Origin of the sequence: Lapillicoccus sp. (assembly GCF_046595215.1) — a bacterium.
GTDB lineage: Bacteria > Actinomycetota > Actinomycetes > Actinomycetales > Dermatophilaceae > Lapillicoccus.
The window spans coordinates 1-23,022 of record NZ_JBKJPP010000196.1 but is presented as its reverse complement, the minus strand read 5'-3'; the positions used below and the strand labels follow the sequence as shown (position 1 = coordinate 23,022).

The window sequence follows — 23,022 nt, the reverse complement described above, 5'->3', positions numbered from 1 at the left end:
CTTGGCGACGATGCTCCCCTTGCGCGCCTGTGTCGTCTTCGGGGACTGGAACTCGGTGAAGAGCTTGCGCACCTCCTTGTGGTCGCTGCGCAGCAGGACGATGGCGTCGGTGGACGTTGGCATGGGCTCTCCTGAAGGCTCGGAACCGGTCCCTCGACACGGTATCGAGGAACTACCCGTCAACCCGGCGGCCAAACGCCCGGGTCAGTCCGTGTTGTCGACGACCGGGGCTTCGTGGGGGCGGGCCTCGTGATGGCGCCGGCCGTGGGTGCGCCGGTCCTCCTTCATCTCGGCCTCGACGAGATGACGGCGCCCCCCGACGAGCGAGGTCCGGGCCGCCTCCTCACAATCCTTGAACGTCGCGTAGTGCCCGTCGTCGTACTCCTCGACGATCTGGAATGTCCAGCGTCCCTCGATGACGTTGCGTCCCACCAGTTCGGCGCTGACCCGATCGGCCAGTCCCGCATGGCCCGCCTGGCGCAGCAGGTCCACGCCCCCTCCCAGGGCGAGGTCCGCCATCCCGGACATTCGGTGGAAGCGATAGAGGTGACCGCGGGCGTCCTCCACCACCTCAATGGCCTCGGACATCTTTCCCAGTGCTTCGATCGTTGCGTCGTCCACACCCTCGGGACGGGTGTGACGAGGCGCCGGCTCATCCATGCCGCGACCTCGGGGGCCCGGCGGCCCGGGGGCCGTTGAGGTCTTCCTTGTGGCGACCCTCGGCGATCAGCGCGAGGCGACGCAGTGCCTCGTGGTTGCGGACCGAAATGGCCCCCTGTCGCACCCGCCGTGGCACCACGGTGCCCGGGCCCTTGACGGCGTCCTCGACGATGCTCACCTCGCACGCCCCCGGCCCAGACTCGGTGATGCGCAGCTCGACCCGGGCCTCGCCGAGCGGCCAGCCCTTGGCCTGCAGGATCAGGCCGAACGAGTACTGGATCCGGCCGGCCACGCGAGATCGACGGACCGCACGCGTGACGCGCCGACGACCCAGCTGGCGTAGAGCCACCCGTCCGCCAGACTGGCCCAGACCGCCGGGGCCGGTGCGTGCACGTGGCGGGCCAGCCTGGCCCGACCCCGCTCATCCCGCTGTGATGCCATGGCCCCGTCGTCTCCTCGTCCGGTCGTGGTGGTGGCCGGGACGACCGAGTCCCAGCGCGGGCGCACCGTGCGCGCTCACGAGGGCGGTGACCGCGAGCCACAGTCCCCAGTGACCGCCCCACGTGCCGTGGGTGGCCTCCCCGGGCGGCTGCGGTGCGAACACGTTGCCCGGAGTGGGGTCCACCTGCCCTCGGGTGAGGCCACCGACGCGCATCAACGGCGTCACGATACGGTCGAACACCCCTGGCAGCAGACGGAACCCGAGCACCGTCAGGCCGTTCGCCAACCCGACCGATGTCTCCCGAGCGGGGTTCTCGATCCGTCGCACGATCGCCTTCGCCACCTTCTCCGGCGCGTCGACCGGCGGCGGCGGGCGGCCGTGTCGACCGGCATACGTGCCCGCCTGGGTGTAGACGGGCGTGTCGACCCCACCCAGGGAGATGAGGCTCACCCAGACGCCGGGGGTCTGACGGGCCTCGATCTGCAGACATCGCACCAGCCCGTGGACGGCCCACTTGGCCGTGACTCGGGTCCGGCACATCCTCGACCCGGACGTCCCGCTTGCCCTGCCACGTCACCGCCCTCGCTGCGACCCGGCCCTTCTCGTCGACGCCAGCCGAACTCCCCGTGCAGTGGTGGCTACCCGACCTCGTGAGGGGCAAACCAGTCGCTACTGTCGCTCGACTTCCAGGGGTTTGGTGCCGTGAGCAACCGGGCAGGGACCGTGCATGGCGGTGGACGTTGCTGAGGGGTGTTCACCGCCGAGCCCCGGGCGCTTCACCAATGCGAGGCGCCCGGGGCGACCTCCCGCCTCGAGCGTTCCCTGATGAGGGTCGGCGAGTGCCTCAGCCCTCGATTTCGCCGGGTGGCCGGGACCTGTCAGAAAACCGCCCCCGCCAGACGTGAACGCGTGACTGCCCCCCAGGCGCCTCATCCCCGATCACGGGCCTTCAGTCGACGTTCAGCGGCCGTCGGTACTGTCCCGCACGTGCGACCAGCCGAGCAGCATCCCGAGGGCGCACCCGACCTGCCCCATCCCGCTGACCGGGGGGGCCAGGGACCGTCAAGCGGTGTGCGCCTCGCCGCGGCCGGGATGGCCGGCCTCACGGCCGGAGGTGCCTTGACCGCGACGGCGGACTGGCGCTAAGGCCTGCTGGCCGGCTGGATGGTGACGGCTTCCGTGTTCCTGACCTGGACGTGGCTGAGCATCGCCCGAATGAGCGCGCGCGCGACGGCCGCGCACTCCGTGGGGGAGGACACTGGGCGCAAGGCGATGACGCCCTGGTCGTGCTGGCGGCCGTGGCCAGTCTGGGGGCAGTCGCCCTGCTGCTGTCCAGCGGTTCCTTGAGCGGGAAGGATCTGCAGGCGTTGCTGAGTGTGGGTTTCGTCGGCCTGGCCTGGGCCAGCGTGCACACGGTGTACACCACGCGGTACGCCCTCCTCTCCTACGTCGACGAGGACGGGGGCATCGACGTCAACGAGCCCGACCCCCCGACCTACCTCGACTTCGCCTACCTGGCGTTCACCATCAGGATGCCCTTGCGGGTCTCCGACACCGACCTGACGCACAAGGTCATCCGGGCCACTGCCTTGCGGCATGCGCTGCTGTCCTACCTCTTCGGTGCCATCATCGTGGCCACGACGATCAACCTGGTCGCGGGGCTCGCGAAGTAACGGATGGGTCCAGGTGCAGCTGCGCCAACAGTTCGGAGTGGTCCCACAGCGTGCGATGTGACGTGATCCGCGAGTGGCGGATGGAGACGACAGAGATCGCGAGCACCTCGACGTGGCGGTGGGTCGGTGCCACCCCCGGCAGCAGCCACGGCAGCTCCCGGTCGTGGGTGAACCCGACGGTGGCCTCCTCCGCGAGCCGCCACCTGTCCACCGTGCGGGAGATCCGGCGAAAGGTCAGGTCGGCGGGCAGGTGAGGCAGGACGTCCTCGGCAAGGAAGCGCCGCAGGCCCTCGCCGCTGGCCCCGGTCCCCATCGGCAGGTTGACCAGCACGCACTCGGCCGCCGTCGCCGCCAGCGCCATGCCCAGATCCGGGATGGAGAAGACCGCCCCGTGGAAGGAGTCCCTGATCCGCTCGACCTCCAGCATGAGCTGCTGGACCCCCATCGTCATGTCACCAGACGGTACTGATCGGGCACGGTTGCGTCCAGAGCCATGGCGGTTGGTGGTCCGTCACCGGCGGCTGCGAGGGGGGTTTGACGCCACCTGGTCGCCGGCGCCCCGACCCTGCTCCCGGCCCGGGCGTGTAAGAAATACACACGTTTACCCAAACGGCTGACGGTCTTATCCAACCTGTTGTAGACATGGACCGGCGGCCCGCAGGGAAGCGGGGCGCGGGCGGGCGAGCGACGACAGCGCGCCCGTCGATCGCACCAGCCAAGGGGAACCATGAACAACAGCATGAGCAGCAGCACGAACAAGCGGGCCCGACGGGCCCTGCTGACCACGGCAGTGGCGGGGCTTGTCGGGATGGCCGGGATGGCCGGGCCCGCATGGGCTGCGGGCGCGACGACGGTCACCGTCGACGAGACCAGCATCGGCAGCAGCTGGACGCTCACGACGGTCAACTCGGGCGGCGGGGCCTTCGTCGCCGGACCGAGGACCGCGCCAACAGGGTCGGGCAGCTTCGAGTTCACCATCCCCGACAACGGCAAGGTCACCCTGTCCACGCGGACGGTGGCCGGGCTGCCGCTGCGCGCCGTCGACGCGGTGGGCTATGCGACCTACCGGGCGGGCACCTCCACGATGCCGGGCAACGCCGCCCCTGCGCTGAACATGGAGGTCTGCGCCGGTGGCCTGAGCCCGTCCGGCTGCAGCGGCTACACCACCCTCGTGTGGGAGCCGGTCTACGCCTACGGAACCACCGCCAACGGCAACAACCCCATCGTCAACGACACCTGGCAGACCTGGGATGCGCTGGGTCGCACCAGCACCTCCTACACCGGCGGCTGGTGGTCGACGCGCCTGATCCCGGGCGTGCCAACGGCAGGCAGCAGCTTCGTGTCACTGGCCGAGATCCAGTGGGCGAACCCCAACGCCGCGATCCTCTCGTTCGGGGTCAACGTCGGTAAGGGTCCCTCCGGCACGTTCCGCGGCAACGCGGACGCCCTGACCCTGAGCCTCAAGGGCCGCACGACCGTCTACGACTTCGAGCACGCGATCATCCTCACGGGCAAGGACGAGTGCAAGGACGGCGGATGGATGACCTCCACGAGTCCGTCGTTCAGGAACCAGGGCGACTGCGTGTCCTCCTTCGCCTCCGCTGGCAGGACCCGCCCCACGGGCTGACGCACCGTTGCGAGGAAACCGAAAGTCCCCGGCTGGGATCACCCCGGCCGGGGACCTTCGGATGGGCTGAACCCGATGACCGGGGCCGAACCCCACTGTGCGCGAGGGGGGATTTGAACCCCCACGCCCTTTCGGACACTGGCACCTGAAGCCAGCGCGTCTGCCATTCCGCCACTCGCGCGCGGGGTCCAGTGTGCTGCATCGACGCCCCGATCACCAAACCTCAGGACACCGCGACAAGGGCCGGCGGAGTGGGTCAGGTCTCTGGTTCTCCCTGCTCGGGACCCACTGGTGGCCGTCCCCCGCACAGATCTCCCCGGTCCCCCGACGCCAGGTGTATGCCGTGGCACCGGCGAGCCCCCGGCATACGGGAGGGGTCCCCGAGCCGACCACCGCGGCAGGCCGCGCCGCCACTGGCGCCCGACCTCAGGTTCCTCTGAGAGGGTGATGGTTACGATGAAACGAGTGTCGAGGCGACGAGGAGGGCACGTGGGACTGTTCGACAAGGTCGAGCGCGGCCTGGAACGGGCGGTCAACGGCGCGTTCGCCAAGGCATTCCGGGCGGAGGTCCAGCCGGTGGAACTCGCCTCCGCGATCCGCCGGGCGATGGACGACCGCGCGGCTGTCATGGGTCACGGCCGGACGATGGTGCCCAACCTCTACACGATCGAGCTGAGCCCGACCGACTTCGAGCGGCTGTCGACCTACGAGGACGCCCTCTCCGAGGAGCTCGTCGCCGCAGCCTCGGAGCACGCCGACTCCCAGCGCTACCAACCGGGCGGCCCGGTCCAGGTCTCCTTCAGCGAGGGCGCGGACCTCGAGACCGGGGTCTTCCGGGTGCGTCCCGCGACGACCCGCCGCTCCATCGCGCCCAGCACGCAGGCACCCAGCCGTGGCCCCGAACCCCAGCCGCAGACGGACCTGCAGCAGGCCCCTGCGCATCGCCCGGTGACGAACCCCGCCCGACGGCCGTGGCTGACCATCGACGGCGAGCGCTATCCGCTCATCGGCGCGCTGACGGTGATCGGGCGCGACGACGGCGTCGACATCATCCTCGACGACCCGGGCATCTCGCGCCGCCACTGTGAGGTGCGCGTGACCAACGACGGCCCCCACCTCGTCACCTCGATCCGCGACCTCGGCTCGACCAACGGCACCTACGTCAACGGTGAGCGCATCACCAGCCGGCGCCTGGACGACGGCGACCAGGTCACGGTGGGTCGCACCCAGGCCACGTTCCGCCCGGGAAAGCGGTGACGCCGCGTGAGTGAGCTCACCCTCACGCTCATCCGGCTTGGTCTCCTGGCGCTGCTCTGGGTCTTCATCCTCAGCGTCGCGACGGTCCTGCGGGGTGACCTCTACGGCACCAGGGTCTCGCGCCGGCTGAAGACCGACCGGCCGGACCGGCAGGGCCGCAGGGCGGAGCGCCAGGAGCGTCAGCCGGCCCGGCCCCCCGCCGGCCTCACCCCTGCCCCGGCCCCGGCCGCCACGACCAGGCCGCGGCAGGGCCGCGGGGTGCCGACGAGCGTGACCGTCACCGAGGGCCAGCTCGCCGGCACCTCCCTGCCCCTGGGGCGATCGGGCGTGCTCATCGGGCGTGCCCCCGAGTGCACGCTGGTCCTCGACGACGAGTTCGCCTCCACCCGGCACGCCCGGATCTTCTCCCGCCCCGAGGGCTGGTTCGTCGAGGACCTCGACTCGCGCAACGGCACCTTCCTGGGGGGCACCAAGCTGTCCGGCACCGCGCCCGTCGGCGTCGGGAGCGTGCTGCGCATCGGCCGGACGACACTGGAACTGCGGGGCTGACCGGTGCCCATTGCCCTGCGCTACGCGGCGCGGACCGATCTCGGGCTGGGCCCGAAGTCGCGAAACGAGGACTCCGGGTATGCCGGGCCGCACCTCCTCGTCCTCGCGGACGGGATGGGTGGCCACGCTGCAGGCGACGTCGCCAGCTCGATGATCGTCGGGCAGCTCGCCCCCCTCGACGGGGAGAGCATGGGAGCCGACAGCGCGCTGCCCGCCCTCGAGACCTCGATCCGCGAGGCGAACTCCCGCCTGCGCACCGCGATGAGGGACAACCCCGACCTCTCCGGGATGGGCTCGACGACGATCGCGATGCTGCGGGCCGGCAACAAGCTCGCGATGGCGCACATCGGGGACTCCCGCGCCTATCTCCTGCGGGACGGCACCTTCAGCCAGATCACCAAGGACCACTCCTTCGTCCAGCAGCTCGTCGACGAGCAGCGGATCACGCAGGAAGAGGCCGAGGACCACCCCCAACGCTCGCTCGTCACCCGGGTCATGACCGGCCACGAGGACGACGAGCCCGACCTGTCGATGCGCGAGCTCAAGGTCGGCGACCGCTACCTGCTCTGCTCGGACGGGCTGTCGGACTTCGTCCGCAGCGACATCATCCAGGAGATCCTCACCGAGGCGGCGACCCCCGAGGACGCGGCCGACCGGTGCATCGAGGTGGCCCTGCGGGCCAGCGCCCGGGACAACGTCACCGTGCTCGTCGCCGAGGTCATCGACCTCGACACGGCCAGGGCTCCGTCGACCATCCCCCAGATCGTCGGTGCGGCAGCGGTGCACGAGCGGGCGGGCAAGCGGACCCGCGGCCTGCCGATCAGCCCGGCCGAGAAGGCCGCCACCCTCACCCGCGAGGCCAGCGGCCGGGCCGCCCCCACGGAGGGGGAGACCCCCACCCTGGCCGACGAGGACCGGCCCGGGGTCCGGACGTGGGGCCGGCGCGTGCTCGTCCCGGCCGTCGCCCTTATCGTCCTCGTCGGCGCCGGGTTCGCCGCGTGGACGTGGTCGCAGCGACAGTTCTTCGTCGGGCCCGACGGAGGTTTCGTCGCGATCTTCCGTGGCGTGTCCCAGGACGTCGGCCCGCTGCGGCTGTCTCACCCGGAGTCCGTCACGACGATCTCCGTGACGGACCTGCCGACCCTCTACCAGGACCTCGTCAACAACCGGATCCCGCTCGACGGCCGGGCCGACGCCGACGGCCGCGTCACGATCTTGCGTCAGGCTGCCGAGGAGTGCCGTCAGCAGGCCGCGGGCGGGCTCGCCTGCGGTTCCGTCCCCGTCACGTCGCCGACGCCGTCCCCGCCGTCGACCGCGCCCGTCGCTCCGCCCGTGCCGGCACCGTCGACCGTGCCCGTCGCTCCGCCCGTGCCGGCCCCGTCGACCGTGCCCGTCGCTCCGACCGTGCCGGCGGTGGGGACACCGTGATCACCACCGTGCAGACCGTGGTGCCGCGCACCCGCCGCAACGTCGAGCTGGTGCTACTGCTGCTCGCCGTCGGCATCACCCTGCTGGCCTGGGTCAACGTCGACCTCGGCGTCCGGGAGACCGTCCCTGCGCAGCTGGTCACCGTCGGCGGAGGCCTGCTCGGGCTCGCCGTCGCGTTCCACCTCGTCCTGCGGTGGAAGGCCTCCTTCGCCGACCCGTTGCTGCTGCCGATCGCCACGCTCCTCAACGGTTTCGGACTGGTCATGATCCACCGGATCGACCTGTCGAAGGGCAGCACGGGGCTGGACAGCGACGCGGCCCGACAGCTGCTCTGGACGGCCCTGTCCGTGATCATCGCCGCGGTGGTGATTTTCGTCCTCAAGGACCACCGGATGCTGCGCCGCAAGACCTTCACGGCGATGGCGATCGGCCTCGTCCTGCTCCTCCTGCCGCTGCTGCCCGGCCTCGGCCAGACGATCTACGGCTCCCGGATCTGGATCCGGATCGGTCCGATGTCCTTCCAGCCCGGCGAGATCGCCAAGATCGCCCTGACCGTCTTCTTCGCCGGCTACCTCGTCCAGGTCCGCGACGTCCTGTCCCTCGCCGGGCGCAAGGTCCTCGGCTTCACGTTCCCCCGCGGGCGGGACCTCGGCCCGATCCTCATCGCGTGGCTGCTCAGCCTCGCCGTCCTCGTCTTCGAGAAGGACCTCGGCTCGTCCCTGCTCTTCTTCGGGCTCTTCGTCGCCATGCTCTACGTCGCGACCGAGCGGGTCGGTTGGATCGCCATCGGGCTGCTCCTCTTCGCTGGCGGCGCCTACCTCGCCTTCCGCCTCTTCGGCCACGTCCAGGAGCGGGTCGCCCTCTGGCTCGACCCCTTCGCCGCCGACTCGATCGCGAAGTCAGACCAGCTCGCCAAGGGCCTGATGGGGATGGCTGCGGGGGGGCTCTTCGGCAAGGGGCTCGGTCAGGGTCGGCCGTGGATGGTGGCCTTCGCCAACAGCGACTTCATCTTCCCCAGCTTCGGCGAGGAGCTGGGGCTCTTCGGCGTCTGCGCGCTGCTCGTCCTCTACGCCCTCTTCGTCGAGCGCGGGCTGCGGACCGCCCTCGGCGTGCGCGACGGCTTCGGCAAGCTGCTCGCGACGGGCCTGTCCTTCTCGGTGGCCCTGCAGGTCTTCGTCGTCATCGGCGGCGTCACCCGGGTCATCCCGCTCACCGGGCTCACGACCCCCTTCATGTCCCTCGGCGGGTCGGCGCTGCTCGCGAACTGGACGCTGATGGCGGTGCTGCTGCGCATCTCGGACCAGGCCCGCCGGCCGGTGCCTGACGACCCGCAGCCGGAACCCGCCCGCCCGCAGGCCAACACCGAGGTGGTGATGCTGTCGTGAACGCCCCCGTGCGCCGCATCGGCGTCCTCGTCACCCTGCTCTTCACCGCCCTGCTCCTCTCCTCGACGGTGATCCAGTTCGTCCAGGCCCCGTCGCTGAACGAGCGCAGTGACAACCGGCGCACGCTGCTCGACAACTACTCCCGCGATCGCGGGAGCATCCTCGTCGGCGACCAGCCGATCGCCCGCTCGGTGCCATCGCAGGATGGCGAGATCGCCTTCCTGCGCACCTACCCGCAGGCAGCGCTCTACGCCGCGGTGACGGGGTACTTCTCCTACACCTACGGCGCCGGGGGCGGCCTGGAGGGATCGGACGACGGGCTGCTCTCCGGTTCGTCCGACGCCCTGTTCTACCGGCGGATCACCGACCTGCTCACCGGGCGGCAGCAGACCGGGGCCAGCCTCAAGCTGACGATCAACGCCAAGGCGCAGGAGGCCGCCGACCGGGCCCTCGGCAACCAGCGCGGCGCGGTCGTGGCCCTCGACCCACGCACGGGAGCGATCCTCGCGATGGTCTCCCACCCGCAGTACGACCCCAACCAGCTGTCCCAGCACGACCAGAACGCGGTGGTCAAGGCGTGGGAGACCACCTCCGCAGACCCGACCCGGCCACTGGTCAACCGGGCGATCTCCGGCAACCTCTACCCGCCCGGCTCGGTCTTCAAGATCGTCACCGCCTCGGCCGCGCTCGAGTCGAAGCTCGTGAACGAGCAGACCCAGATCCCCGCGCCGGGCGTCATGGACCTGCCCCAGACCAACGTCGGCCTGCCGAACTACGACCGCCAGGCGTGCGGAGCCAACAACATGACGACCCTGCAGCACGCCCTCGAGATCTCGTGCAACACCGCCTTCGGATACCTCGGGATCCAGCTCGGAGGGGACGCGCTGCGCACCCAGGCGGCCAAGTTCGGCTTCGGTGAGACGCTGCGCATCCCGACCCGGGTCGAGCCGAGCAGCGTCCCGGCGCAGCTCAACGCCCCTCAGTCGGCTCAGTCCGCGATCGGCCAGTACGACGTGCGCGTCACCCCGCTGCAGGTGGCCATGGTCAGCGCGGCCATTGCCAACCACGGGGTCGTGATGCGCCCCTACCTCGTCCAGCAGGTGCTCAGCGCCAGCCTCGAGACGATCGACGCGCACCAGCCGGAGCAGATGGCGGTGGCCGTCTCGAACGACACCGCGGCGACCCTGACCCGGATGCTGGTCTCCGTGGTCGAGACCGGCACGGGCACTCCCGCCAGGATGAACGGCATCCAGGTCGCCGGCAAGACCGGGACCGCCCAGCAGGGCAACGGCCTGCCCCCCCACGCCTGGTTCACCTCGTTCGCCCCGGCGAACGACCCGCGGGTCGCCGTCGCCGTCGTCGTCGAGGACGGCGGCAACGCGGGCAGCGAAGCAGCGGGTGGCCGACTCGGCGGCCCGATCGCGAAAGCAGTCATGGAAGCGGTGCTCACACAATGAACCCCCACGAGGGCACGACCCTTGGGTCCCGCTACACCCTTACCGACCGCATCGCGTCGGGTGGCATGGGCGACGTGTGGAAGGCCACCGACGCCGTCCTCGGGCGCGAGGTCGCGGTCAAGGTGATGCGTCCGAACGCCTCCGACGACTCGACCTTCGCCGACCGCTTCCGCGACGAGGCGCGGCACACGGCATCGCTGTCGCACCCCAACATCGCGCAGGTCTACGACTACGGCGAGGACGACGGCGCGGCCTACCTCGTCATGGAGCTCGTCGAGGGCCAGCCGCTCTCGCAGGTCATCGCCCGCGGCCCGGTGCCGGCCGCCCGGACCCGCGCGATCATGGGTCAGGCGGCGCTCGCGCTCGCTGCCGCCCACGCTGCCGGCGTCGTCCACCGCGACGTCAAGCCGGCCAACATCCTCGTCACCCCCGAGGGCCGGGTCAAGCTCACCGACTTCGGCATCGCCCGGGCCACCGACAGCGCCGGGCACACCCGCACGGGGGAGGTCCTCGGGACGCCGCACTACCTCTCGCCCGAGCAGGCCCTGGGCCGGGCCGCGACAGGGGCCAGCGACATCTACGCCCTGGGAATCGTGGCCCACGAGATGCTCACGGGGCGCAAGCCGTTCGACTCTGGAACGGCCGTGGCGACCGCCCTGTCCCAGGTCAACGACCCGCCGCCGGACCTGCCTGCGACCGTGCCCACCGACCTGCGTCGCATCGTCGCGAGCTGCCTGGCCAAGGACCCCGCGGCCCGACCCACCTCTGCCGCCTCCCTCGCCGCCTCCCTCGGTATGCCGGTCAGCGGACTTCACGACGCACCCGCCGCGACCGGCGTGATCCACACCGGACACACGGACCCGTCGGCGACCCAGGTGGTCCTGCCCGAGGCGGCACCGCTGGCGGGGGCGACCGCGATCCTGCCCACCGCGACGCCCCCGCACCCCGAGCCGGAACCGGTCTTCGTGCCCGGACCGCCGCCGCAGGAGCCCCGACGTCGCTCGGGGGCCGGCTGGTGGTGGCTCCCCGTCCTCGTGGCCCTGGCCGCCATCGGGTTCTTCGCGTGGCAGTACGCCAACACCTCCGGTGGAGCGCCGCTGCCGGACGTCACCCGGACAGTCACGAACACGCCGACGCAGGCCTCCTCGACGCAGGCGCCGCCCCCCACCACCATCACGTCCACGCGCACGGGCACCCCACCCCCGTCGACCACGCAGCCGCCCAGCACCACGCAGCCGCCGAGCACCACGACGAGGACCCAGCCCCCCTCGGCGGCCATCGCGGCCAAGGACTACATCGGCAAGCCCGCCGGCGATGCCGAGTCCGCGCTGCGCGCGCTCGGCTTCCAGAACGTCATCTCCCAGAATGTTGCCGGCAAGGAGCCAGCCGGCACGGTGACCCAGGTCAGCCCGACCGGCACGGTCGCCCTCGACCGGCAGATCACGCTCACGGTGTCCGACGGGTCGGCGACCGCCGGGGCGAAGAACACCTCGACGAAGGGCAAGCATGGCAACGGCGCCTGAGACGGCAGCGGGGGTCGGCGGATGACCATCCCCCGTCTGCTCGGCGGCCGCTACGAGGTCGCCGAGCTCATCGGCCGCGGCGGCATGGCCGAGGTGCACCTCGGCCATGACACGCGTCTGGGTCGCCCGGTCGCGATCAAGATGCTGCGCTCCGACCTCGCCCGGGACCCGAACTTCCTGGCCAGGTTCCGTCGCGAGGCGCAGTCGGCTGCCGGGCTGAACCACGCGTCGATCGTCGCGATCTACGACTCCGGTGAGGACTCGGCCTCCGATGCGGGGGGCGCCGCCGTGCCGCTGCCCTACATCGTCATGGAGATCGTCGAGGGCGAGACGCTGCGCGACAAGCTGAACCGCGAGCGGATCGTCGCCCCGTCGGAAGCCGCCCGGATCACCGAGGGGGTGCTCTCCGCCCTGGCCTACAGCCACCGGATGGGCATCGTCCACCGCGACATCAAACCCGCAAACGTCATGTTGACGCGCACCGGCGAGGTCAAGGTCATGGACTTCGGCATCGCCCGGGCGGTCGCCGACACGGCGGCGACGATGACCCAGACCCAGGCCGTGATCGGCACCGCGCAGTACCTCTCACCCGAGCAGGCCCAGGGCCAGCCCGTCGATGCCCGGTCCGACCTCTACTCCACCGGCTGCCTCCTCTTCGAGCTGCTCACCGGCCGGCCCCCCTTCACTGGTGACTCGCCGGTCTCGATCGCCTACCAGCACGTCGGTGAGCCGGCGCAGCCACCCTCGTCCTTCAACGCCGACGTCCCGAGCAGCTATGACCACGTCACCCTGCACGCCCTGGTCAAGGACCGCGAGGGCCGATACCAGAGCGCCAACGAGTTCCGCCACGACCTCGTCGCGGCGCGGGAGGGGCGTCCCCTCAGCAACGCCGCCGTGGGCACGGCCGCCGCCGCCGCGTCGACGACCGTCCTGACCGCCCCGGCGCGCCAGCTCGTCGAGCGGGTGGAGGACCACGGCAACGCCGGGAGCCTGCCCCCGATCGGTCGCGATCCGGACCAGGAGGAGCGCAAGCGGCGTGGCCCGGCATACGTGCTGCTGGCCCTCGCCGTCGTCGCCGCCCTGGCGCTGGTCCTCATCGCCGGCCGCAGCGCCCTGCAGCCCGGCCCCAGGGCCGAGCAGGTCTCGGTGCCCGGGGTCGTCGGCCTCCAGATCGAGGGGGCCAGGGCGGCCATCACCGCCCGCGGGCTGACGCCCATGATCAACAACGTCAGCAACAACAACGCCGCCAAGGGTCAGGTCGTCGACCAGAACCCGCCGCCGGACACCAAGGCCGACGTGGGGACGACCGTGCAGCTCAGCGTCTCGACCGGGCCCGGTCAGTCCCCGGTGCCCGCCGTCGCGGGGTTCACCCAGGACGCGGCGACGACCTCGCTGAAGGCGTCCGGGTTCGAGGTGCAGACCGTGCTGATCGTCGACGACGCCACCCAGCAGAAGGGCAAGGTCGTCAGCACCGACCCCGCCAGCGGCAGCGTCGTCCCCGTGACCACCCAGATCACGCTGCGGATCGCCAGCGGCAAGATCGGCGTCCCTGACGTGCGCACCAAGAACGTCTCCGTCGCCGAGGCGACGCTCGCCCAGCTCGGGCTCACGGCCGAGGCCACCGCGGTCGAGGACGCCACCGCGGTCGAGGGGACGGTCCTGGAGCAGGATCCCGTCCCGTCGACCGTCGTCGACGTCGGCAGCAAGGTCACCCTCAAGATCGCCAAGAAGCCGGTCCCCACACCGTCGGTGACGACGGCGACCGTCACGGCAACCGCGACGGCGACCGTCACGGCCACCCCGACTCCCACACCGACTCCAAAGCCGACAGCAACGCCGACCGGGACGCCGACAGCGACCGGGACGCCGACGATCACCTTGCCGGTCCCGTTGCCGAGCGTGACCCCGACCGGCACCGCGACCACGGCGCCAGTTCCGCCGTAGCCGCCAACGCCAGCGGCGTCCGGCGGCGCCACCGCGTCCGGCGGCGTCAGCCCGTCAGGGGACAGCGACCTGACTGGCGACGGCGCCCGCGTCGTGGACGAGGGGGCTGAGGCCGACGGAGTGCTGGACCGCGTCGGTCATGCCGCAGGTGAGCAGCCAGTTGGCCAGGACCCGGTGCCCGCCCTGGGTCAGGACGCTCTCGGGGTGGAACTGCACTCCCTGCAGCGGCAGCTCGGCGTGCCGGACCGCCATGATGATGCCGGAGTCGGTGTGCCCGTTGGAGATCAGGATGTCCGGACGGGTCGCCGGGTCGATCGTCAGGGAGTGGTACCGGGTCGCCGTGAACGGGGTCGGCAGGCCGGAGAGGACCCCGCTGTCGTCGTGGTGGACGAGGGAGGTCTTGCCGTGGAGCAGCTCGGGGGCCCGCCCGACGGTGGCGCCCATGACGACCCCGAGCGCCTGGTGGCCGAGGCAGACCCCGAGCATGGGCTGGGCCCGCTCGGCGCACGCCTCGATCATGGCCATCGAGACACCGGCCTCCTCGGGGGTCCCCGGACCGGGTGAGACGAGGACCCCGTCGAAGTCGGCCCCGTCGGCCGGCGCGATTGCGTCGTTGCGCACGACCTCGCACTCGGCACCGAGCTGCTGGAGGTAGCCGACGATGGTGAACACGAAGCTGTCGTAGTTGTCGACGACGAGGATCCGGGTGATGGGCGAGCTGGTCATGGCGTCGTGGCTCCGGGGCTGGGGGTGGCCGGGGGGGGCTCGATCGTGACGTTCTCGAACGGCAGGTAGGGGGTGATCGCCGGGAAGACGACGACGAAGAGCAGCGCGACGACCACGAGGAAGAGCACCAGGCTCTGGCCGGCCTTGGCCCACCGGTTGCCGGGCAGCACGCGCCACAGGGCGGCATACATCGGGGTCAGGCCTTCGTCGCGGGGTCGGTGAGGAGGTCGGCGGGCAGCACCCGGTCGTGCGGGATCTTCTGCTCGAACTTCGCGAAGACGATGTAGCGCTCGGTCGACCCGTATCGGGGGTTGCACGACGTCAGGGTGAACCACGCCTCCGTCGGGGTGACCCCCGGCTGCCCGGGCACCGGGTCGAGGACCTCGATCCGCGTCGGCTCGACGATCTCGTGCCGCGCCGCGCGGTAGACGAACCACGCCTCCCGGGTCTCGATGATCATGACGTCGCCGGGCCGGATGGCGTCGATGTCGATGAGCGGGTTGCCGTGGCCCGCGCGGTGACCGGCGATCGCGACGTTGCCGACCTGCCCCGGCAGCTGAGTGGTGTCGTAGTGGCCCAGGCCCTTGGCCAGGACGGGGAGGCCGACGCCCTGGAAGACGGGCTTGGCCCACGTCGGGCCGCCGAGCCTCGGGATGCGGACGATGCCGAAGACGCTGCCGTCCTGGAGCTGGCCGGCGTCGAGGGGCGGGCCGGAGGTGGGGGCGGGTGCGGGTGCGGGTGTGCCGGGGGTGGCCCCGTTGGTTGCGGCGCCGTGCGGCGTGCCGCTGAAGTCCTGCTCGAGCGCGGACACGACCCCGGCCTGGGTGTTGCCGTCGACGACGGCGACGTAGCCGAGCTGCCAGACGACGAAGAGGAGCAGGACGACACCCGCAGTGACGCAGAGCTCGCCGAGCGCGCCCACGACGGCGCGGACCGCCCTCACCGGGCCACCGTCGCCACCTGGGGGGTCACGGGCCCCGCGTATGCCGGGAACGTCCGGTCGGCGTCACTGCTCTCCTCGTAGATCACGCCGACCGCGCTGACCCACTCGCGGTAGATCTCCACCTGCGGGTCCGCCTGGAGGGACTTCCGGAGCTGTTCCGGGTCACCGATCGCGGTGATCACGTAGGGCGGGGAGTAGACCCGGCCCTGGAGCAGCAGGGTGTTGCCGACGCAGCGCACTGCGGAGGTGGAGATGACCCGCTGGTCCTGGATCATCATCGCCTCCGCCCCACCGGCCCAGAGGGCGTTGACGACGCCCTGGACGTCCTGCTGGTGGACGACGATGTCGTCGGGCCCATAGGGCTTGGGGAGCGAGGCCGCGGTGCGGTGCGCGTCGTCGAGGCTCACCGTCAGGCTCGGACCGTGCACCGACTGGGTGCCGGCGCCAGCCGCGAGCGCGGCGGCCTGCCCGGTGAGATCCTGGACCCGGCTGTCGCCCGGTGCCGCGGCCGCCGAGAGATGGTCGACCTCGGACTGCAGCTGACGGACCCGCTCCGCGCTGGTGGCGACGTCGTGGTTCTCGGCGCGGATCAGGGCCGGCAGGTCTCGCCCCGACGAGCGGATCTCGGTGCCCTGGGCGGTCTTGAAACTCGTCGCGAAGAGCAGGCCGGCCAGGGCCGCGACCACCGGGACGAACGTCGACCACGTCCGGGGGGCCCGCGAGGCGGGCGACGGCATACGGCTCATGGCCCGACCTCCCTTCCCGGCCCCCTGCCGACGCCTCGAATCCGGCCACGTCGGCAACGGTTGTGTGCACACACCCTGCACACAACAACTACGCTAGGGCAAACCGACCTCAGCAAGGAGCCCCGGTGCCCGAGTCCAAAGGCCGTTCGAAGCCCACGTCGAGCCACGTCGCGCCCCGCCCCGCGAAGGCTCCGGGACCGAACCCCGAGTGGTGGGTGCCGGTCTTCGTGACCCTGTTGCTGCTCGGGCTCGCGTGGATCGTCACCTTCTACGTCAGCCAGGGAGCGTGGCCGATCGCCAAGTTCGGCTACGGCAACCTCGTCGCCGGCTTCGTCCTGCTGCTCGGCGGCTTCGGCATGGCGATGCGCTGGCGCTGACCCGTCTCGGAGCTGGGCAACCCCTGGAACTCCCTCGACAGCCGACTTGTCCACAGACTTATCCCCAGCCTGGGGACAAATGACAGACGTGTAACTCAGCTGAGCGGGACCCTCAGCGGTAGAGCGTCGAGACCGTGCCGTACTTGACGGCGGTGACCGCCACGACGACCGCCAGGACCCCGAACAGGGCCGGCAGCGCCAACCGGCGACGCGCCGGGTCCTTGAACACCGTGATGAGGCCCGCGCAGACGAGCCCGGTCACGAAACCACCGAGGTGGGCCTGCCACGCGATCCCCGGGAAGATGAACCCGATCGCGCCGTTGACGACGACGGCCACCCCGACCCCGACCGTGGACCTGCCCAGGTGCCGGTTGAGGACAAGGAGTGCGGCGAACAACCCGAAGACCGCGCCAGAGGCGCCGACCACGCCGGAGTACCAGCCCGGGAAGAACTGGTCGGCGAAGGCCGGGTTGGTCCCGAGCGTGGGCGGCGTCGCCAGCAGCACGACCCCAGCCGAGCCCCCCAGGGCGCTGATGAGGTAGAGCGCCAAGAACCGCACCCGCCCGAGGAGCGCCTCCAGATAGGGCCCGACCTGCCACAGGACAAACATGTTGAACACGATGTGCAGGATCGTGCTCGGGGAGTGCAGGAACGCCGCCGTGAGCGCCCGCCAGGGCTCGGACCAACCGATGGCTGGCGCGAACGCGAACTGGTTGGTGAGCGACGGCAGCACCAGCTGTCCGACATAGAGGACGACACAGATCCCGATGATCACCTTCGTCACGACGCCGGCGTCGCCGACCTGCCCGCCGAAGATCGTCTGGGCCGACCGCACGGTCTTGGCCTGCTCCTTGACGCAGTCGACGCACTGGATCCCCACCGCGGCCGGTCGTTGGCACTCCGGGCAGGCCGGCCGCCCGCACCGCTGGCAGCGCACGTAGGACTCGCGGTCGGTGTGGCGGGGACAGACGGGCACCTGGGGCGGCGCTTCGGGGTCAGTCATCAGTCAGGTCCCGGGGCGCGATCAGGCGTCCTTGTCGATCGTCACCTTCGTGATGACGACGTCGTCGAGCGGCTTGTCCTCACGGTCGGTCGGGACGGTGGCGATCTTGTCGACGACCTCGCGGCTCGGGCCGTCCGCCACCTCACCGAAGATGGTGTGCTTGCCCTGGAGGTACGTCGGCGTGTTCACCGTGATGAAGAACTGGGAGCCGTTGGTGCCGCGGCCACCCTGCTTGCCGGCGTTGGCCATGGCGAGCAGGTAGGGCTTGGTGAACGACTTGTCGGGGTGCGGCTCGTCGTCGAACGTGAAGCCCGGGCCGCCGAAGCCCTTCCCGAGCGGGTCGCCGCCCTGGATCATGAAGCCCGCGATGATCCGGTGGAAGATCAGGCCGTCGAAGTACGGCGTCGGGTTGGTCCGACCGGCGTCGTCCTTGTAGTCCTTCTCACCCGTGGCGAGACCCACGAACGTCGCGACCGTGTTGGGGGCCTCGTTGGGGAAGAGCTCGATGTCGATGTCACCGTGATTGGTGTGCAGTGTGGCCTTCATGCGCCAATCCTCGCACGGCATACCGACTCGCCGGTGAGGTGGCGCCGCACGGCCGACGCCCTGAGGTGTCGTGGGGTTCGGAAACAGGGCAGGATGGGTGGCAGAGACCGCGACAGACCACATCAAGGAGGCACCCGTGTTCGGTAGCACCAAGAATGACCTGACGGCGGCCGACCGCCTCGCCCTACTGCGCGACAAGGTCAGCCCAGCCGCGCAGAAGGGCGCCGAGGCTGCCAAGACCTACGCCCCGGTCGCCCGGGAGAGGGCCCAGGCTGCTGCCGAGTGGAGCAAGCCCCATGTCGAGCACGCCCGCGAGCGCGCCCAGCCGGCGGTCGACGCCGTGCGTGACCGGGCCCAGCCGCACCTCGACCACGCCGTCGAGGCCGTCGGTCCGCGCGTCCAGGGGGCGGTGGACAACATCGCGCCCCGGGTGGACGCCACCCGTGACCACATCGTCGACGACTGGCTGCCCAAGCTGTCCGCCGCGATCGCCACCGTCGTTGCCGCCTCGAACGCCGCCAAGGACCAGGCCGGAGACCTCAAGGGCCACGCGCTCGACGTGTCCGACCGGGCCCCTCAGGCGCTGTCGGTGCTCAAGGGCGAGTCGGTGGCACGACGCAAGGGCCGCAAGGGCAAGGTCTTCCTCGTCTTGGGTGTGCTCTCGGCCATCGGCGCTGCGGTCGCCGCCGTGATGAACCGCCAGCCCAAGGACGACCCCTGGGCCACCCCGCTGTCCGACCCCTACACCGCCCCGAACGCGGGTCGTTCGTCGTCGGTCAGCGACCTCAAGGACCAGGCGGCCGATACGGCGGGGGACGCCAAGGACAAGGCGTCGGACCTCACGGACGACGCCAAGGACAAGGCGTCGGACCTCACGGACAAGGCAGACGACGCGCTCTGACCCGTGTCCGGCTGCTGGAGGACCGCTGCCTCGTCGGGGCAGGGGCTCGTCAGGACGCCCTACCCCTCCGGTGGAGTAGGCCGTGCCCACTCAGGTGGGCAGCGCACGTCGCGATCGGTGAGGACCCGGCATACCTCAGTCCGTGTCTGTGCAGACAGCGTCTCTGCAGGCAACGTCTCTGCAGGCGAGGCGACGGGCGAGGACGGCTGACGTGAGCGGGGCGAAGCTCGGGTCGATGATCGGTGCGGTGGGGGGGCTCGTGTTCGTCATGGCGAATGCGGGCGCACTGCCCGGTCCGTGGTCCCTCGTCCTGTGGGTCGCTGGCGTGCTCACCTTCGTCGGCGTCACCGCCCTCGTGCTGCGTGCCCGGCTGATCGGGAGAGGCGTCGAGCCGACTCAGCACCAGATGCGGGCCTTTGGCTACACGGTGCTGGCGGAGTTGCTGGCGATCCCCGTCGGCAGCCAGGTCCTCGTCCGGGCGCTCGACCTGCCGGCGGCGACGCTGCCGTGGGTGGCGACCGTCATCGGGGTGCACTTCCTCGTGTTCGCGAGGGTCTTCGGCGAGCCGGTCTTCACCTGGCTGGGTCTTGGCGTGACCCTGTGTGGTGTCGTGGGGATCGTGCTCGCCGCCCGTGCCGTTCCACAGTCGGCGATCAGCCTCGTCGGTGGCATCCTGCCCGGCATCATCCTGCTGGCCAGCGTCGGGTGGAGCGCCTGGGTGGGTCAGGCGTCGTCGACGCGCTCGTCGCCCTCCTGACCGACCCCACCGGGAATCGAACGCGGCCTCGAGGGTTGTCGAAATCGGGAGCCGCCAGTCGACGACGCGCCGACCGAGCTCCCCCCCAAGGAGCGCCTCCATGACCGTCGCTCACGTGCTCGGGCCGTTGCTGTGCAGCGCCATCGACAGGGCGTTGCCCTTCCGCATCGACTGTTGGGACGGGAGCTCGATCGGACCGCCAGACGCTGAGCTGCAACATCCGGTTCACCTCACCGGGTGTCCACATCCCTCGCGGGACCACGGCGGCGGTGGCGGCGGCCGTCGTCCGACTCGGGGTCCTCGGCCTCCCACCGAAGCCCCCCGCCGAAGCCCGCCGAAGAGCTGACGACGCGGGGCCGCCGCCACACCCTCGGTCGCGACACGCGGGCCGTCTCCCACCACTACGACGTCGGCAACGACTTCTATGAGCTGGCGCTCGAGTCCGCGGGGCTCGAGGTGAGTGACGTCGAGTCGCTGCGGGAGAACTACGCCCTGACGCTGCGGGCGTGGGTGACCAACATGGAGCGCAGGTGGGAGCGGGCGGTGTCCCTGACCAGTGCGGGGCCGGCACGGGTCTGGCACCTCTTCTTGGCGGGGTCGGCGCTGGTGTTCGAGGCGAACCAGACCGGGGTCAACCAGGTGCTGGCGGTGCGGCCGGCTGCGGGCGGGCGCAGCGGGAGGCCGTCGACACGTCCGGCGTTTGATCGAGCGTGACGGGGGGTGAGGTTGGGCGGTGGATAGGTTTGGGAGGCTGTCGGAGGTCTGTGTCAGGGTCGGTCACGCGCACGTCGACGGCCCCTCCGTGCAGGACCTTCCACCCACTGCACAGGAGACGACATGGACATCCGTGAGGCGCTCACCCTGGCCGAGGAGCTCGTGCGGCAGCACGGTCTGCACGGCTGGAGCGTGACGTTCGACCACGCCAAGACCAGAGCTGGCGTGTGCCGGCCCGGTCGCCGCGAGATCGGGCTGAGCATCCCGCTCACGCGGCTCCACACCGACATAGAGGTGAGGGACACGATCCTCCACGAGATCGCCCACGCCCTGGTCGGCGCGAGCCACCACCACGACGCGGTCTGGCAGGCGACAGCCCGGCGGATCGGCTGCACGGGACAGCGCTGCGTCTCCCCCGGGTCGGCGCGTGTCGAGGGGGACTGGGTGGGGACCTGCGCCGTGGGGCACCGGACCACCCGCCACCGGCGGCCGATGCGGGTGGCGTCCTGCTCCGAGTGCCGGCCCGGGCGCTTCGACTCGCGGTACGTCTTCGCGTGGACCCATCGCGGAACGGACGCGGCGATGCACCCGAACTACACGGCGGAGCTCCTCGCGCTGACGACGGGGACGAGCATGCCCGGCTGGATGGTTCCGGGCACCAGGGTGCGGGTCACCGCTCCCGGCCCGTATGCCGGGGTGCTCGGCAGGATCCACAAGCGCGGCCGAACGCGGTTCCACGTCAAGATCGACCACGGCATTCTCACCGTCCCCTTCGCCATGGTGGAGGCGTGCCCAGATCCGTGCGCTGCGGGCGACCAACGATGAGGCGGGCGTCGAGTCGGCCGAGCCTGGGAAGTGGCGCGCTGGACCTCGACGCCGGGGGCCAGCGGTGCCACCTACTGCTGCAAGTTCGTGCGCACGTGACGCGAACGGTGCCCTCCTCCGGGGCCGAAAAGGGGCTTGTGACCTGCGGTGGAGCCAAGGGGACTCGAACCCCTAACCCCCTGCTTGCAAATTCGGCGGAGCTCCCTCGGAAGGCGACGTCTAACGCCGGGGCGATGGGCCGGCGCGCACATGGGGTCGCCCAGTGATCAAGGCGTTGCCGTACTTCCGTGGGGTACGACGGTCTCCCCTACCTGCTCGGGCCGCCCTCCCGAAATTGGATGGTGGGCGGCGGTTCGACCCGGGAAGCTGCGAATGACCGTGAGGTACCCCGATTCCCCCTCTCGTGCCACAATTTGGGGCAGGAGTTAGGGCACAGCGGGAGCGACCCGACGGCAAGGTTCGTAGATGTCCTCGTGATCCACAGGAGGCGACTCGGTCATCCTCCTGAGGTCCTTCGCCCGGAGGTTATGGGGTCAGGCCCGCTTCGGCCAGGACACCCAATCCGTCGCTGGAAGGTGGGACAGGAAGGTCAGCCGAAGTGGTCCAATCGGGGCATGCGCGTCGGAGGGTTGCCCTAGCTTGAGCGCATGGACTTACAGGGGTACTTGACTGAGGTCGCCAAGGGCTACGAAACCACGTCGATGCATTCGCCGGGGCATGCGTTGCTTCACTCGGCTGCTTCCGAGATAACCCCACTTCTTCCCGCCGGCCTGATCGTGAAGGCGAGTGGGGGCAAGGGTCTAGCTACATCGACCCCCTGGATCGGGATCTTCGACCCAGACGAAACCGACTCGCCCCAGCACGGCGTTTACCTGGTCTACATCTACTCAGCTGACATGCACCGCGTGGTGTTAACACTGAACCAGGGCGTAACAGAACTGCTGTCGCGGTACCCAAGCCGCGACGCCCGATCCCGCCTTGCGATGGACGCTGCTGCGATTCGCGAGAAACTTGATGTCGTAGTCGCGCACGGATTGCTGGGAGAAATTTCCTTCTCCTCCTCTGGGCGGCTGCAGCGAGCCTATGAAGCCGGCAACATTGTGGCGATTTCGTACGACCTTGCTTCGATGCCCCCTGCGCCAGCCCTGGTCGAGGACCTAGGCCGGATGATCGATCTATACGGTGCCGCCATCGCGATTAAACGCTCCATACTGATGGCCGCTCCAGGAGTCGTGTCGTCATCCAGCTCTCAGCAGACGACCGCTGCGAAGGACCTATTGCGCGATTTTGCGCCAAAGGATGATGCGGACTACGTCAGTCACTTGTCCGGAAACGCGATCGTCAAGACTCGTCGCCACGAAACTCTGGTGCGGGAGTATGGCGAGCTTGCAAAGGGGCTAGATCTATGCCCCGCAACCAATGTTCACCCCCGCGATCTCACGCTCGTAGACGAGGGTGTCGAGTGGCTCGTCGAGGCGAAGGTTGTCTACGCCGGCAATGCGACGAACGCCGTGCGAGACGCAATCGGTCAGTTGCTTC

25 protein-coding genes and 1 tRNA gene are annotated in these 23,022 nt (G+C 70.5%); 15 read left to right on the top strand and 11 right to left on the bottom strand.

All coding sequences use genetic code 11. The features are described from left to right. Window positions 1-204: 204 nt before the first annotated feature. From ACLL9L_RS16530 to ACLL9L_RS16520, 3 genes are all read right to left on the bottom strand, one after another. Complete coding sequence (locus ACLL9L_RS16530) at window positions 205-660, bottom strand: hypothetical protein (RefSeq protein WP_411285751.1); 456 nt, start codon at window positions 658-660, stop codon at window positions 205-207. Beyond that, on the bottom strand, window positions 653-952 hold the full coding sequence (locus ACLL9L_RS16525) for a hypothetical protein (RefSeq protein WP_411285750.1): 300 nt from the start codon (window positions 950-952) through the stop codon (window positions 653-655). The genes ACLL9L_RS16530 and ACLL9L_RS16525 overlap by 8 nt, the downstream gene beginning before the upstream one ends. A gap of 129 nt (window positions 953-1,081) precedes the next feature. Continuing rightward, window positions 1,082-1,642 carry a hypothetical protein gene (locus ACLL9L_RS16520; protein WP_411285749.1) on the bottom strand — a complete coding sequence of 187 codons (561 nt, stop codon included), beginning with the start codon at window positions 1,640-1,642 and terminating at the stop codon, window positions 1,082-1,084. 758 nt (window positions 1,643-2,400) lie between these two features. Here ACLL9L_RS16520 and ACLL9L_RS16515 point away from each other — a divergent pair. Next, window positions 2,401-2,775: a DUF1345 domain-containing protein gene (locus tag ACLL9L_RS16515; RefSeq protein ID WP_411285748.1), complete on the top strand. Its 375-nt coding sequence runs from the start codon at window positions 2,401-2,403 to the stop codon at window positions 2,773-2,775. Here ACLL9L_RS16515 and ACLL9L_RS16510 read toward each other — a convergent pair. Next, entirely contained in the window at window positions 2,747-3,226 is a 480-nt protein-coding gene (locus ACLL9L_RS16510) for a hypothetical protein (RefSeq protein WP_411285747.1), read from the bottom strand. The genes ACLL9L_RS16515 and ACLL9L_RS16510 overlap by 29 nt on opposite strands. Window positions 3,227-3,514: 288 nt before the next feature. Between ACLL9L_RS16510 and ACLL9L_RS16505 the strand changes: the two genes are divergently transcribed. Then, a complete protein-coding gene (locus ACLL9L_RS16505; RefSeq protein ID WP_411285746.1) occupies window positions 3,515-4,402 on the top strand; it encodes a hypothetical protein in 888 nt (295 codons plus the stop codon). Window positions 4,403-4,500: 98 nt separating this feature from the next. On the opposite strand, the gene ACLL9L_RS16500 is transcribed toward ACLL9L_RS16505, so the two are convergent. Continuing rightward, a tRNA-Leu gene (locus tag ACLL9L_RS16500) sits at window positions 4,501-4,583 on the bottom strand. Between the two features lie 308 nt (window positions 4,584-4,891). Between ACLL9L_RS16500 and ACLL9L_RS16495 the strand changes: the two genes are divergently transcribed. From ACLL9L_RS16495 to pknB, 7 genes are read left to right on the top strand one after another with little or no spacing between them, the layout of a single operon-like run. Beyond that, the gene (locus ACLL9L_RS16495; RefSeq protein WP_411285745.1) at window positions 4,892-5,659 is read left to right on the top strand and encodes an FhaA domain-containing protein; all 768 of its coding nucleotides are present in this window, start codon (window positions 4,892-4,894) and stop codon (window positions 5,657-5,659) included. 6 nt (window positions 5,660-5,665) lie between these two features. Further along, complete coding sequence (locus tag ACLL9L_RS16490; protein ID WP_411285744.1) at window positions 5,666-6,208, top strand: FHA domain-containing protein; 543 nt, start codon at window positions 5,666-5,668, stop codon at window positions 6,206-6,208. 3 nt (window positions 6,209-6,211) lie between these two features. Further along, complete coding sequence (locus ACLL9L_RS16485) at window positions 6,212-7,636, top strand: protein phosphatase 2C domain-containing protein (RefSeq protein WP_411285743.1); 1,425 nt, start codon at window positions 6,212-6,214, stop codon at window positions 7,634-7,636. Continuing rightward, complete coding sequence (locus tag ACLL9L_RS16480) at window positions 7,636-9,021, top strand: FtsW/RodA/SpoVE family cell cycle protein (RefSeq protein WP_411285752.1); 1,386 nt, start codon at window positions 7,636-7,638, stop codon at window positions 9,019-9,021. Before ACLL9L_RS16485 ends, ACLL9L_RS16480 begins: the two co-directional genes overlap by 1 nt. Next, the gene (locus ACLL9L_RS16475; protein ID WP_411285742.1) at window positions 9,018-10,478 is read left to right on the top strand and encodes a peptidoglycan D,D-transpeptidase FtsI family protein; all 1,461 of its coding nucleotides are present in this window, start codon (window positions 9,018-9,020) and stop codon (window positions 10,476-10,478) included. Before ACLL9L_RS16480 ends, ACLL9L_RS16475 begins: the two co-directional genes overlap by 4 nt. Next, complete coding sequence (locus tag ACLL9L_RS16470; RefSeq protein ID WP_411285741.1) at window positions 10,475-12,001, top strand: protein kinase domain-containing protein; 1,527 nt, start codon at window positions 10,475-10,477, stop codon at window positions 11,999-12,001. Before ACLL9L_RS16475 ends, ACLL9L_RS16470 begins: the two co-directional genes overlap by 4 nt. Window positions 12,002-12,022: 21 nt before the next feature. After that, the gene (pknB, locus tag ACLL9L_RS16465) at window positions 12,023-13,945 is read left to right on the top strand and encodes a Stk1 family PASTA domain-containing Ser/Thr kinase (RefSeq protein WP_411285740.1); all 1,923 of its coding nucleotides are present in this window, start codon (window positions 12,023-12,025) and stop codon (window positions 13,943-13,945) included. Between the two features lie 54 nt (window positions 13,946-13,999). Here pknB and ACLL9L_RS16460 read toward each other — a convergent pair whose 3' ends face one another. Genes ACLL9L_RS16460 through ACLL9L_RS16445 form a run of 4 tightly spaced genes read right to left on the bottom strand, consistent with a single transcriptional unit; the run spans window position 14,000 to window position 16,360 of the window. Beyond that, window positions 14,000-14,671, bottom strand: a complete 672-nt coding sequence (locus ACLL9L_RS16460) for an aminodeoxychorismate/anthranilate synthase component II (RefSeq protein WP_411285739.1) — start codon at window positions 14,669-14,671, stop codon at window positions 14,000-14,002. Further along, window positions 14,668-14,862, bottom strand: coding sequence for a hypothetical protein (locus ACLL9L_RS16455; protein ID WP_411285738.1), 195 nt, complete (start codon window positions 14,860-14,862; stop codon window positions 14,668-14,670). The genes ACLL9L_RS16460 and ACLL9L_RS16455 overlap by 4 nt, the downstream gene beginning before the upstream one ends. 5 nt (window positions 14,863-14,867) lie before the next feature. Next, window positions 14,868-15,614 carry a class E sortase gene (locus ACLL9L_RS16450; protein WP_411285737.1) on the bottom strand — a complete coding sequence of 249 codons (747 nt, stop codon included), beginning with the start codon at window positions 15,612-15,614 and terminating at the stop codon, window positions 14,868-14,870. Next, entirely contained in the window at window positions 15,611-16,360 is a 750-nt protein-coding gene (locus tag ACLL9L_RS16445; protein WP_411285736.1) for a DUF881 domain-containing protein, read from the bottom strand. Before ACLL9L_RS16445 ends, ACLL9L_RS16450 begins: the two co-directional genes overlap by 4 nt. Before the next feature lie 125 nt (window positions 16,361-16,485). On the opposite strand from ACLL9L_RS16445, the gene ACLL9L_RS16440 reads away from it, so the two are divergent. Further along, a complete protein-coding gene (locus ACLL9L_RS16440; protein WP_411285735.1) occupies window positions 16,486-16,737 on the top strand; it encodes a cell division protein CrgA in 252 nt (83 codons plus the stop codon). 112 nt (window positions 16,738-16,849) lie between these two features. On the opposite strand, the gene ACLL9L_RS16435 is transcribed toward ACLL9L_RS16440, so the two are convergent. Together ACLL9L_RS16435 and ACLL9L_RS16430 are read right to left on the bottom strand one after the other, a co-directional pair. After that, window positions 16,850-17,740 carry a rhomboid family intramembrane serine protease gene (locus ACLL9L_RS16435; protein WP_411285734.1) on the bottom strand — a complete coding sequence of 297 codons (891 nt, stop codon included), beginning with the start codon at window positions 17,738-17,740 and terminating at the stop codon, window positions 16,850-16,852. Between the two features lie 21 nt (window positions 17,741-17,761). Continuing rightward, window positions 17,762-18,286 (bottom strand): peptidylprolyl isomerase, encoded by a 525-nt coding sequence (locus tag ACLL9L_RS16430; RefSeq protein ID WP_411285733.1) that lies wholly within the window; start codon window positions 18,284-18,286, stop codon window positions 17,762-17,764. Window positions 18,287-18,422: 136 nt separating this feature from the next. On the opposite strand from ACLL9L_RS16430, the gene ACLL9L_RS16425 reads away from it, so the two are divergent. The 5 genes from ACLL9L_RS16425 to ACLL9L_RS16405 form a co-directional block, all read left to right on the top strand. Then, window positions 18,423-19,187 carry a hypothetical protein gene (locus ACLL9L_RS16425; protein WP_411285732.1) on the top strand — a complete coding sequence of 255 codons (765 nt, stop codon included), beginning with the start codon at window positions 18,423-18,425 and terminating at the stop codon, window positions 19,185-19,187. A gap of 211 nt (window positions 19,188-19,398) precedes the next feature. Beyond that, window positions 19,399-19,944, top strand: a complete 546-nt coding sequence (locus tag ACLL9L_RS16420; RefSeq protein ID WP_411285731.1) for a hypothetical protein — start codon at window positions 19,399-19,401, stop codon at window positions 19,942-19,944. Window positions 19,945-20,181: 237 nt separating this feature from the next. After that, window positions 20,182-20,658, top strand: a complete 477-nt coding sequence (locus ACLL9L_RS16415; protein ID WP_411285730.1) for a class I SAM-dependent methyltransferase — start codon at window positions 20,182-20,184, stop codon at window positions 20,656-20,658. A 123-nt stretch (window positions 20,659-20,781) separates the two neighbouring features. Then, window positions 20,782-21,483, top strand: a complete 702-nt coding sequence (locus tag ACLL9L_RS16410; protein WP_411285729.1) for a SprT-like domain-containing protein — start codon at window positions 20,782-20,784, stop codon at window positions 21,481-21,483. A gap of 647 nt (window positions 21,484-22,130) precedes the next feature. Continuing rightward, a partial coding sequence (locus ACLL9L_RS16405) for an MrcB family domain-containing protein (RefSeq protein WP_411285728.1) occupies window positions 22,131-23,022 on the top strand: 892 nt, incomplete at its 3' end.